10 protein-coding genes are annotated in these 11,563 nt (G+C 71.5%); 8 read left to right on the forward strand and 2 right to left on the reverse strand.

Going from position 1 to position 11,563, the window contains the following annotated elements; genetic code table 11:
• Positions 1-26 precede the first annotated feature (26 nt).
• From MED15_RS22070 to MED15_RS22095, 6 genes are all read left to right on the forward strand, one after another.
• Entirely contained in the window at positions 27-1,634 is a 1,608-nt protein-coding gene (locus MED15_RS22070) for a protein kinase family protein (RefSeq protein WP_112583924.1), read from the forward strand.
• A gap of 43 nt (positions 1,635-1,677) precedes the next feature.
• Positions 1,678-2,394 (forward strand): RNA polymerase sigma factor SigM, encoded by a 717-nt coding sequence (gene sigM, locus MED15_RS22075; protein WP_112736823.1) that lies wholly within the window; start codon positions 1,678-1,680, stop codon positions 2,392-2,394.
• On the forward strand, positions 2,391-3,383 hold the full coding sequence (locus MED15_RS22080) for a hypothetical protein (protein WP_112730778.1): 993 nt from the start codon (positions 2,391-2,393) through the stop codon (positions 3,381-3,383). The genes sigM and MED15_RS22080 overlap by 4 nt, the downstream gene beginning before the upstream one ends.
• A 183-nt stretch (positions 3,384-3,566) precedes the next feature.
• On the forward strand, positions 3,567-4,517 hold the full coding sequence (gene trxB, locus MED15_RS22085) for a thioredoxin-disulfide reductase (RefSeq protein WP_091396582.1): 951 nt from the start codon (positions 3,567-3,569) through the stop codon (positions 4,515-4,517).
• Positions 4,518-4,548: 31 nt separating this feature from the next.
• Positions 4,549-4,872: a thioredoxin gene (trxA, locus tag MED15_RS22090; protein WP_030331849.1), complete on the forward strand. Its 324-nt coding sequence runs from the start codon at positions 4,549-4,551 to the stop codon at positions 4,870-4,872.
• Between the two features lie 170 nt (positions 4,873-5,042).
• Positions 5,043-6,206: an N-acetylmuramoyl-L-alanine amidase gene (locus tag MED15_RS22095; protein WP_112583927.1), complete on the forward strand. Its 1,164-nt coding sequence runs from the start codon at positions 5,043-5,045 to the stop codon at positions 6,204-6,206.
• Between the two features lie 14 nt (positions 6,207-6,220).
• Here the strand turns inward: MED15_RS22095 and MED15_RS22100 are convergent, their stop codons facing one another.
• Positions 6,221-6,886, reverse strand: coding sequence for a GNAT family N-acetyltransferase (locus MED15_RS22100; protein ID WP_112601078.1), 666 nt, complete (start codon positions 6,884-6,886; stop codon positions 6,221-6,223).
• Positions 6,887-7,181: 295 nt separating this feature from the next.
• On the opposite strand from MED15_RS22100, the gene MED15_RS22105 reads away from it, so the two are divergent.
• Positions 7,182-8,495, forward strand: a complete 1,314-nt coding sequence (locus tag MED15_RS22105; protein WP_112584007.1) for an aminotransferase-like domain-containing protein — start codon at positions 7,182-7,184, stop codon at positions 8,493-8,495.
• A gap of 7 nt (positions 8,496-8,502) precedes the next feature.
• The gene (locus MED15_RS22110; protein WP_112584008.1) at positions 8,503-9,504 is read left to right on the forward strand and encodes a D-alanine--D-alanine ligase family protein; all 1,002 of its coding nucleotides are present in this window, start codon (positions 8,503-8,505) and stop codon (positions 9,502-9,504) included.
• A gap of 90 nt (positions 9,505-9,594) precedes the next feature.
• Here the strand turns inward: MED15_RS22110 and MED15_RS34820 are convergent, their stop codons facing one another.
• Complete coding sequence (locus tag MED15_RS34820) at positions 9,595-10,572, reverse strand: hypothetical protein (protein ID WP_225855028.1); 978 nt, start codon at positions 10,570-10,572, stop codon at positions 9,595-9,597.
• Between the last annotated feature and the right edge of the window lie 991 nt (positions 10,573-11,563).

Raw genomic sequence — 11,563 nt, forward strand, 5'->3', positions numbered from 1 at the left:
CCTTCAACGGCAGAGCGGGAAGCCACATGCCCAGCAGTTCGGGTTCATCGATCGACACGATCACCGAGGGAGGACGGGTGACCCAGGTCGGCGAGGGTCAGGAGGCGGACGAAAGCGCTCCTCCGGTCATGACCTTCGGTGCTCCCACGGCCGGTGAAGTCCTCGCCGAGCGGTACGAACTGGTTGAGCACATCAACAACGACAGTGCGGGTCGGCTGGTCTGGCGCGGGGTCGATGTCATCCTGCGCCGTCCCGTTGCCGTCGTGCTGCGTTACCCGGGTGGCGACTCCGCCACCGAGATGCTTCAGGCCGCCGTCGCGGCCAGCCGGGTCATCCACCCCAACCTGGTCGGCGTCTACGACGCGATCGACGAGGCCGACCGGGCGTACGTGGTGCGCGAGTGGGTCGACGGGCAGTCCCTGCGGGACCTGGCGACCGACGGCCCCCTGGACCCGGCTCGGGCCACCGCGATCGGCAACGCCGTCGCGAGCGCGCTCGCCGCGGTGCACGCCACCGGCATGGTGCACGGCAACGTCCACCCCGGCACCGTCATGATCAGTGATGAGGGCCGGGTGGTCCTGGCCGACGCCCGCACCGACGGCGCCGACAGCCAGGAGAACGACATCCGGGCGGTCGGCGGGGTCCTCTACTTTGCGCTGACCGGCTCCTGGCCGCACGCCGAGGCACCACTGCACGGCGCCACCGCCGGCCACGGCCGCGCCGCCATCCCGGACGCTGTTCGGGACGCTGGGGGTGCCATCGCGGCACCGCGCCAGGTTCGGGCGGGCGTTCCGGCGTACCTGGACGACCTGACCATGGACCTGCTCGACGCCGAGATCGCGCCGCCGTCCTCCGACGTGCTCGCTGCGGAACTGGCGCGACTGGACGTGCCGGCCGAGGATGAGCACTACCTCGACAACAGCGGGCCGCTGCGGTTCGCCGCCGAAACCGGGGAAGAGCCGTCGCCGCTGGCTGCGGCCGGGGGTCGCAAGGTCGCCGTCGGCATCGCTGGTCTGCTGGCCGTCGCCCTGGTCGGTCTGCTGATCGGGATCATCGCGTTGGGCGGCGACGACAAGGACCCGCAGTCCAACCCGGTCGCCGCGCCGACCTCCAGTGCCCCCGCCGGCGACGCCACCCCGGCCGCCGCGACGGCCCGCAAGCTGACCGTGAAGGACGTCCGGATCATCGACCCGGACAGCAAGGACCGCAGTGAGGTCGACGGTGCCCAGAAGGTCATCGACGGTGACGAGGACGAGGGCTGGGAGACCGAGACCTACCGGGACCGGCCCAACTTCGGCAACCTGAAGAAGGGCATGGGCGTCTGGATCGACCTCGGCCAGCCGCACACCGTCAAGTCGGTGCAGGCAGTGCTGTCGGCCACCGGCGCGTCCGCCCAGCTCCTCGCCGGCAAGACCAACCACACGTCCAACTCCCAGGGTGACAAGCAGTTGGTCGCGAGCTACAAGACCGCCATCGGCCAGCCGTTCGAGGACCACGACGGCACCACGATGACCTTCAACGGCTTCGACGCCGACCAGAAATACCAGTACCTGCTGTTCTGGATCACCGAGCTGGCGCCGTCCGAGGGTGGGTTCAAGCTGGGGGTGCAGGAGATTACGGTCCAGGGGTCGTGAGCCGGGCGCCACGATCCGGGCATCGCACGCACTGGACACGGTGATGGACGAGCGCGCCGCAGCAGGAGACCTGGAGCTGCTGCGCGCGCACGTCGCCGGAGACCGGGACGCCTTCGCCGAGCTGTTCCACCGGCACCGGGACCGGCTGTGGGCGGTGGCCCTGCGGACGCTCGGCGACCGCGAGGAAGCGGCCGACGCACTCCAGGACGCTCTGCTGTCGGCGCACCGGGCGGCGGCCCGCTTCCGCGGCGACTCCGCCGTCACCACCTGGCTGCACCGGATCGTGGTCAACGCCTGCCTGGACCGGATCCGACGCCGGCAGGCGCACCTCACAGTGCCGCTGCCGGACGGCAACCGGGCCGACGACGGATCGGGCACCGGCGGGCTTGAGCCGGCGGCACCGGTTGTGGACCACGACACAGTGCTGGTGGTCCGCGAGGCGCTCGCCGCGCTGCCCCTTGAGCAACGCGCCGCGCTGGTGCTGGTCGACGTACAGGGCTATCCGGTCGCCGAGGTGGCCCGCATCCTCGGTGTCGCCGAGGGCACTGTGAAGAGCCGGTGTGCCCGGGGCCGGGCGCGGCTGGCTGTGCTGCTCGGGCATCTCCGCCCCGCCGCCGTCGCGACACCTTCGGCCCGACCGGACCCCACCGCCCCGATCAGGGGCGTGCCCGGCGTCACGCCGGGGAACCCCGGCCCGGTGGAGGGCGTCGGATCGGGGTCAGGTCGATACCGGCGGGACGCCAACCAGGAGGACACGTGACGGCCGAGGGGTTCCGGGAGGTCGACATAGACCTCCTCGCTGACTACCTCGGCGGGGCGTTGGACGGCACCCCGCAGCAGGACGAGGTGGCCCAACTGGTCTCCGCGGACCCGTCCTGGGCCGAGGCGTACGCGCTGCTGGCCCCCGCCGTGACCGAGGTTCGGACGGACCTGACCCGCTGGGCCGAGCCGTCCCCGGAGATGCCGTCGGCGATCACCGACCGCCTCCTGGCCGCGTTGGCCTCCGCGGAACCGGCCGACACCTCGACCGAGGAGGCACCAGCCGACGCTGGGACGCCGTTTGTCGTACCGGCGCAGGGCGGGGCCGGTCGCCGGCCTGCCATGCCCACGCCCGGCGGTGCGGGGCGCCAGGCGTCCACCGGTCCTGGCCGCCGCCAGCGCGGCTGGGCCCGCCGTGGCGCACCCGTGGCCGCCGCCGCGATCGCCGTCATCGCCGTCGCGCTGGGCCTCAACCAGCTCTCGATGCGGGCGTCGGACGACTCCGCCGGCACCAACGCCATGAACCAGCCGGCCAGCGCGCCGGAGGGCGTCGCGGGGGCCGGGACGGCCCGCACCACCGGGCCGGCACTGCGCAGTGGTACGAACTACACCCCGCAGACCCTCGGCGACGCCTACGGCACGGACGCGCCAGGCACACCGGCCACCAGCCGGGCGACCGGCAACACGCCGAGCGAGCAGCCGAAGGTGGATGCCGAGGGCGGGCGCCGTCCCTCTCCCGACGGGTCGGACCAGCTGGCCCGGCTGACCGACGAGGCCGCGTTGACCAGCTGTCTGGCCAGCATCGCTACGGAGCACGGATCGGCCCCACTGGTGGTCGAAGTGATCGACTACGCACGGTTCCAGGGCGATCAGGCGCTGGTCATCCATTTCACCGACGCGACCGGCGCCCGGTGGGCCTGGGTGAGTGGCCCGGAGTGCGGAGTGCCTGGGTCCGGCTCGGACAGCCGGTATTCGGCGCGGGTAGGGTGAATCCACGGTCAATGGCACGATGACCCCCCACGTGACCTGACCCACCGGATGCCCGGCTCGGGAATCCCCGGTTCGTACGATGACGTTCTGGAAGTCAGCTGCCGGCCCCACCCAGGCGTCGGCGACTCGGATCAGCATCGGTGCTCGCGCCGACGCCGAACACACACAACTCGGGAGACGGCAGTGGACGAGGTCCGCAACCTGATCATCATCGGCTCCGGGCCGGCCGGCTACACAGCGGCCGTCTACGCCGCACGTGCCAACCTGAAGCCGCTGATCATTGAGGGCGTGCAGTCCGGTGGCGCGCTGATGACCACGACCGAGGTGGAAAACTTCCCCGGCTTCGCCGACGGCATCCTCGGCCCCGAGCTGATGGACAACATGCGCAAGCAGGCCGAGCGGTTCGGCGCCGAGTTCCTCACCGACGACGTGACCCGGGTCGAGCTGGTGGACACCGGCGACGCCGGCTCCGGCGCGGTGAGCACCGTCTGGGTTGGCGAGACCGCCTACCGGGCGCGATCCATCATTCTCTCCACCGGTTCGGCCTGGCGTCCGCTGGGCGTGCCCGGTGAGCAGGAATTCCTTGGCCACGGCGTCTCCGCGTGTGCCACCTGTGACGGCTTCTTCTTCCGCAACCAGCAGATCGTGGTCGTCGGCGGCGGCGACTCGGCGATGGAGGAGGCCACCTTCCTCACCCGCTTCGCGGAGTCGGTGACCATCATCCACCGCCGCGACTCGTTCCGGGCCAGCAAGATCATGGCCGACCGGGCGCTGAGCAACGAGAAGATCAAGGTCGAGTGGAACAGCACCGTCGAGGAGATCCTCGGCGAGGACGGCAAGGTCACCGGCGTTCGCGTCCGCAACGTGCACACCGGCGAGACCAAGGTGATGGACGTGACCGGCGTCTTCGTCGCCATCGGTCACGACCCTCGCAGCGAGCTGTTCCAGGGCCAGGTCGAGCTGGACGACGAGGGCTACGTGAAGGTCCACGCCCCGAGCACCCGCACCAACGTGCCAGGTGTCTTCGCCGCCGGCGACGTGGTCGACCACACCTACCGTCAGGCGATCACCGCGGCCGGCACCGGTTGTGCCGCCGCGCTCGACGCCGAGCGGTTCATCGCGACGCTCAGCTGAAACAACGAACACATCCCGGAGGAGGGGCATAGTGGGAACAACCAAGGCGGTCACCGACAAGAGCTTCGTCGCTGACGTGCTGCAGGCCGACAAGCCGGTGCTGGTGGACTTCTGGGCGGAGTGGTGCGGGCCGTGCCGCAAGGTGTCGCCGCTGCTCGAGGAGATCGCCCGGGAGATGGGTGACCAGGTCACCATCGTCAAGCTCAACATCGACGAGAACCCGGAGACCGCCCGGGCCTACCGGGTGATGTCGGTGCCGACGCTCACCGTCTTCAAGAACGGCCAGCCGGTGCAGTCGATCGCCGGTGCCAAGCCGAAGGGCGAGCTGGTCCGGCTCATCGAATCGGCCCTCTGACCAGCAGAAACATTAACCGAACCCCGTACCCGCTCGCCGGGTGCGGGGTTCGGTGTCTTCTCGGCCGTACCGCCGACGTATTTCTCGGCCCAGCCACCTCGCCGCCCCGGAACGCATAGCCTCAAGCCTGGGCCGCCCGGCCAGCCAGCGTCGTGCAGAGGGGGTCGTGCGTGCGTCCGATCCGACCCGGTGACCGGGGACCCGCGGTCACGGAGATCCGTACCATCCTGACCGGCCTCGAACTACTGGCCGCCGCCGGCCCGCAAACCGACGAGTTCGACCTCGACACCGAGCGGGCGGTGCGCGCGTTCCAGCAGTCGCGGGGGCTCAGTGTGGACGGCCGGGTCGGCGCGGAGACCTGGCGAGCCCTGGATGCCGCCCGTTGGCGGCTCGGCGCCCGCACCCTCTACCACGCGGTCCCCGAGCCACTCACCGGCGAGGATGTCCGGTCGCTACAGGAGCGACTGCTGGAGATGGGGTACGACGTGGGCCGCGCGGACGCGATCTACGGCGTCCGGACGTCGCGGGCGGTGGCCCAGTTCCAGCGTGAGGTCGGGCTCACCCCGGACGGCTCCTGCGGCCCACACACCATGAACGCGCTCCGCCGGATCGGCCGCAAGGTGGTCGGCGGCCGCCCGCAGTGGCTCCGCGAATCCGACGCGATCCGGCAGTCCGGGCCGGCGTTGGTCGGCAAGACGGTCGTCATCGACCCGGGGCACGGCGGCACCGACCCCGGGATGGTGGTACCCGACGGCTCGCTGCGCTGGACCGAGGCGGACCTGGTGCACGACCTGGCCAGCCGACTGGAGGGGCGACTCGCCGCCACCGGGGTGCGGGTGCAGCTCACCCGGGGCCCGTCGCCCGACAGTTGCCTGCCGGACACCGACCGGGCCCTGCTCGCCAACTCGCTCGGCGCCGACGTGTTCATCTCGCTGCATCTGGACGGCCACGCCAACCCGGATGCGGAGGGCGTCGCGACCTACCACTACGGCACCGACAACGGGGTGACCTCGGCGACCGGTGAACGCCTGGCCGGGCTGGTGCAGCGGGAGATCGTCGCCCGCACCGGGCTGCGGGACTGCCGTACGCACGCCAAGACGTGGGAGTTGCTGCGACTGACCCGGATGCCCGCCGTCCGGGTCGAGGTCGGCTACCTCACCTCGCCGACGGACCGCGCCCACCTTGTCGACCCCCGGTTCCGGGACCGGGTGGTGGAGGCGATCGTGGCCGCGGTGCAGCGGATGTACTACCCGATCGAACGAGACGTCCCGACCGGATCGCTCGACGTCAGCGAACTGCGTGCCGTGGTGACCGCCGGCACCGTGGTGGACTGATTCGCCGCCGGGCGTCAGCCGTTGGTGGAGCGGGTGGCCGGGGCCGGCCGGACCGGCCGGAGCAGGGTCTCCGGGCTCATCGACCCGAGCAGCTTCTCCAGCGCGTACTCGACGTCGGACTTCCAGCTCAGCGCCGTACGCAGCTCAAGGCGCAACCGAGGGAAGCGCGGATGCGGACGTACGGTCTTGAAGCCCACGGAGAGGAAGAAGTCGACGGGGGCCACGCAACCGCCGGCGGGGTCGTCCACGTCGCCGAACTTGGCGTCGCCGAACGCCTCGATCGCCTTGATCCCACGCTTGGTCAGATCCCGGGCGACACCCTGCACCAGCATCCGGCCCAACCCGCCGCCGGAGAACGCGGCTACCACGTTGGCCGTCATCAACAGTGCCGCGTCCGCCGAGACCGGTGAGGTCGGGAACGCCATCGAACGGGGCACGTAGGCGGGCGGGGCGTACATCACGAAGCCGGCCGGCATGCCGTCGACGTACGCGAGTTTGCCGCAGGAACCCCACTCCAGCAGCGTCTGGGAGACCCACGCCTCCTTCTCCAGGCCCGGATCGCCAGCGGCGCAGGCCCGGTCCGCGGAGACCGGATCGAGCTCCCAGTAGACGCACTGCCGGCACGGGCGCGGGAGGTCTTCCAACGTGTCGAGGGTCAGGCTGACCAGACGTCGCGACATATGGCGCATCCCCACAATAGGCTCGGTGGTGAGACCGGCATGGAACGACAGCGCCGCCTTCCTGCCCCCGACGAGCGATCGTACGCCGCCGATCGGCGATACGGGAGGGGACGCGCGAATGCCCACCGCAACGGGGGACGCCGAGGACGGTCCGCCATGTGGTCGATCTGCCTCGGCACGGCGGCAGCACGACTATGGCGGACTAGGATCGACAATCGGTGTGCCCGCCGCCATGGTCAGCGGTGTGCGGGGTACCCGGGGCGGGAGCCACCCGAGCAGCGATCGAGGTGAGGTCATGACCGGCACGACACTCGACGACTACACCGACCGGTACGCCCGGCGGGTACGCGGGATGACCGCCTCCGAGATCCGAGCACTGTTCGCGGTGGCCAGTCGTCCGGAGGTCGTCTCGCTTGCCGGTGGCGCACCGTACATCGCCGCCCTTCCGCTGGACGCGGTCGGCGAGATGCTCGGCCGGCTCGGTTCCGAGCACGGCGTGACCACCCTTCAGTACGGCATCGGTCAGGGGACCCTCGAGCTGCGCGAGCGGATCTGCGAGGTGATGTCGCTCTCCGGGATCGACGCCGCGTGCGGTGCCTCCCCGGAGGACGTCGTGGTCACCGTGGGCGGGCAGCAGGCACTGGACCTGGTGGCCCGGCTCTTCCTCGACCCGGGTGACGTGGTGCTCGCCGAGGGGCCGACGTACGTCGGTGCGCTCGGCGTGTTTCAGGCCGCCCAGGCGCAGGTAGTCCACGTACCGATGGATGCGGACGGGCTCATCCCGGAGGCGCTGGAGACGGCCATCGCCGACCTGGCCCGCGCGGGCCAGCGGGTCAAGTTCCTCTACACGATCCCCACCTACCAGAACCCGACCGGCGTGACGCTCAGCGAGGAGCGCCGGGAACGGGTGCTCGACATCTGCGAGCGCGCCGGCCTGCTCGTCGTCGAGGACGACCCGTACGGCCAGCTCGGGTTCGAGGGTGAGGCCCCGGCCCCCCTGCGGGCCCGCCGCCGCGACGGCGTCTTCTACCTCAGCACCTTCTCCAAGACCTTCGCCCCCGGGCTGCGGGTCGGCTGGATCCTGGCGCCGCACGCGGTCCGCGACAAACTGGTCATCGCCAGCGAGGCGCAGATCCTCTGCCCCAGCGGTTACGCCCAGGCCGCGGTGGCCACCTACCTGAGCACGATGCCCTGGCGGCAGCAGCTCAAGGTCTATCGCGAGGTGTACCGGGAACGTCGCGACGCCCTGCTCGACGCGATGGCCGACCTGATGCCTGAGGGCACCAGCTGGACCACGCCGGCCGGCGGTCTCTTCGTGTGGGCCAGCCTGCCCGACGGGCTCGACTCGAAGGCCATGATGCCGCGAGCGGTCGCCGCCCGGGTCGCCTACGTTCCCGGCACCGGCTTCTACGCCGACGGCACCGGCACCGACGCCATGCGGCTCAACTTCAGCTTCCCGCCGCCGGAGCGGATCCGCGAGGGCGTCCGCCGGCTGGCCGGTGTGATGGAGCAGGAGATCGCGATGCGCCGCGTCTTCGGCGCCGTGGGTGGTGCCGCCGGCCGACGCGGCCGGGCCGGCTCCGACGTGCCCGGGCCCGACTTGGCATGATGCCGGCATGGGTACGACCGCCGAGCACCTCCTCGTGACCGAATCCGCCATCTCGGCCGACCTGCGCGTCGTGGTGCTCGCCGGTGGGCTCTCCTACGAACGGGACGTGTCGCTGCGCTCCGGTCGTCGGGTGCTCGACGCGCTGCGCGCCGTCGGCGTGGAAGCCGAGCTGCGAGACGCGGACGTGGCGCTGCTACCGGCACTCGCGGCCGACCCGCCGGACGCGGTGGTGATCGCACTGCACGGCGCGACCGGCGAGGACGGCTCACTGCGCGGGGTGCTGGATCTGTGCGACGTCCCGTACGTCGGCTGCGACGCTCGAGCCTCCCGGGTCGCCTGGGACAAGCCCTCGGCCAAGGCGGTGCTGCGCGAGGCCGGCATCCCCACCCCCGACTGGGTGGCGCTCCCGCACGATCGTTTCTCCGAGCTCGGCGCGGTCGCCGTCCTGGACCGGATCGTCGACCGTCTGGGCGTACCCCTGATGGTCAAGCCGGCGCAGGGCGGGTCCGGGCTGGGCGGGGCGGTGGTCCGGGACGCCGCCGCGCTGCCCGCCGCGATGGTCGGCTGCTTCGCGTACTACTCCACGGCGCTCGTGGAGCGGTACGTGCCGGGGATGGATGTGGCAGTCTCCGTCGTCGACCTCGGCGACGGCCCGCAGGCACTGCCGCCGGTGGAGATCGTGCCGCGCAACGGCGTGTACGACTACGCCGCCCGCTACACCGCGGGGCGGACCACCTGGCACGCCCCGGCCCGGCTGGACCCGGAGGTGGCCGCCACGGTCGCTGACGTGGCCCTCGCCGCGCACACCGCGCTCGGTCTGCGGGATCTCTCCCGCGTCGACGTGATCGTGGACGCGGCCGGCCAGCCGCACGTGCTGGAGGTCAACGTCTCGCCAGGGATGACGGAGACCTCACTGCTTCCGCTCGCCGTGCAGGCGGCCGGGCTGGACTTCGGCCGACTCCTCGGCACCCTGGTCGCCCGAGCAGCCGCCCGCCTCACCAAGCACTGACCTACCCGCCGACCCGTTCGGCCATGTGGACCACCCGCCGGACGACCATGAGGTTGGCCTGTCCGGGTCAACCTCATGGTCGGTTCCAGATCAGTGGGCCGCGCGTACGTCGGGTGTGTCGCTGCCGTCGGCGGGCGCGGCCGCGCCCGCAATGCCGGCGCCCTTCTCGGGGGCCGTTTTGCTGACGGCCTCTCCGGAGGCGCCCCCGTTGGCCGGGTCGGACGCTGCCGGGTTGGCGGAACCGGCCTCGTCGGCGCTTCCGCTCGCCGGGCCGACGCGGGGCCCGTCGGTGGGTGCCTCCGCCGGGCCCACGTGGAGTCCGTCGGTAGCCGTCGTGGCGGCGCTGCCGGATGCTGCGGCGGTGGAGTTCCGGGTGCCGGAGGCCGGGATGCCGGACAGATTGGTGACGGATCCCGACCGAGCGGGTTCAGCCGCCGGACCGCTGACCGTCACCGACCGAGCGGGTTCAGCCGCGCTGTCGGTGACGGTGGTCGTCGTCGAGTTGGAACCGGCGTCCGGCTCGACGACCGGTTCGGCCCGGGGCCCGCTGTCGGCGTCGGTCGGATCAGGAGTGGAGTCGACCGCTGGTTCCGGGATCTCCTCTGCCGCCTCGATGACCGAGACCGCCTCCGTCCCGGCTGCTGCCGCTGAGGCAGCCTCCGCTGCGGCAGCGGCATCCGCGGCAGCGGACTGGGCCAGCAGACTGGACGGCGCCTGCCACTGGATGCGGGGTGGCTCGGCGAGTGGGCGGCCGCCGAACTCGGCGAGCCAGGCCGCGACGAGCGCCAAATTTTCCCGCCACTGCGCCTCGGAGATCGGCGGCAGGATCGAGTCCCACAGGGACAGGAACGTGCCCCGCAACTGAAGACGGCCGTACGGGCGGGCGAGGAACCACATGTGCAGATGAGCCGAGCCGTCGCCCCAGCGATTGACGTGCACCCGTGCCACGCCGTCGAGCGACCGGATGGCCCGCTCCAGACGTACGGTCATCACCCCCAGTTCGGCGGCCAGCAGGTTCGGCAGGTCGCCGAGGTCGAGGTGGGTACGCGATTCCAGGATGAGCACCATGGGTAGGCCGGTGGGCCGGTCCATGGCGCGGACCCGCCACCGCTCGCCCACCCAGATGTAGGCGTCGTCGGGTGCGTTGCAGGCGGTGCATTCCCGGAGACCCTCGCCCTTCCGGGGCGGTTCGACCGGGACCGGATCATCGAGTTGCTTCACGTGGAGGTCACCCTCAAAGGGAAATGACGGCCACTGGGTGAAGTCCGGGACTGAGGGAGGGTTGTCGTGCACGACGCTGACCCTAACCGAGTCTGGCACCGCTGTCCCTACCTGTTCGAGCGGTCCCGGGCCACCGGATCGGTGCCCATCGCCGACCGGGTGCGCTTGGCCGCGCGGGGCGCCGAGAGGCGATATCCACAGGCTGCCGAGATCCTGAACACAGGCCGTCATCCACAGGCTCGCACCCGCTCCCACGCGCTGTTTCACGTGAAACGGGGGGTGCCTGTGGACAACCGGTGTGGATAACTTTTCGGCCGGTCGGTCGTTGTCCGCGAACCGCCAAATCGGCGGTGTCGGCGGCCGCCGGGGACGAAATCGAACGGGTGCGCTCCGCTCGGCGCCGCGTGCCACCGCCTGGTGCGGTAACCAGCCTCCGACGACCGCCCGCTGGCTCAGTTGGCACACGTCGGCGGTGGCGGTTCGGCTCGTTTCGCGGACCGTGCCAGCAGACCTCGGCCTGGCTTCGACGCCCGGATGCCCGGATGCTCTGGACGCCGAAGGACGGAGAGATCGAACCGCAGCACCGACGTCGAGCGTCTGAGACGGGGCGGCGACTCCGCTTGGCCGTAGACCCCAGGGCTTCCGATCGGTGCCAGCGAGCCGCGATCTCGGTTTCACGTGAAACGGAGCGCCGGACAGCGAACGCGATCCGGCCCGGCGATGCGGGCCGCGCTCGCAACGGTCCGGCGGGCGAGCGGCCGAGCGGCCGAGCGGGCGAGCGGCCGAGCGGCCGAGCGGCCGAGCGGGCGAGCGGCCGAGCGGGCGAGCGGGCGAGCGG

It is taken from the genome of Micromonospora noduli (assembly GCF_003264475.1).
GTDB classification, from domain to species: domain Bacteria; phylum Actinomycetota; class Actinomycetes; order Mycobacteriales; family Micromonosporaceae; genus Micromonospora; species Micromonospora noduli.

Excerpts from the sequence above, each read along its gene's own strand:
- MED15_RS22070 (WP_112583924.1), top strand. The coding sequence starts at position 27 with ATGCCCAGCAGTTCGGGTTCATCGATCGACACGATCACCGAGGGAGGA.
- sigM (WP_112736823.1), top strand. The coding sequence starts at position 1,678 with ATGGACGAGCGCGCCGCAGCAGGAGACCTGGAGCTGCTGCGCGCGCAC.
- MED15_RS22100 (WP_112601078.1), bottom strand. The coding sequence starts at position 6,886 with ATGTCGCGACGTCTGGTCAGCCTGACCCTCGACACGTTGGAAGACCTC.
- MED15_RS22105 (WP_112584007.1), top strand. The coding sequence starts at position 7,182 with ATGACCGGCACGACACTCGACGACTACACCGACCGGTACGCCCGGCGG.
- MED15_RS22110 (WP_112584008.1), top strand. The coding sequence starts at position 8,503 with ATGGGTACGACCGCCGAGCACCTCCTCGTGACCGAATCCGCCATCTCG.
- MED15_RS34820 (WP_225855028.1), bottom strand. The coding sequence starts at position 10,572 with ATGGTGCTCATCCTGGAATCGCGTACCCACCTCGACCTCGGCGACCTG.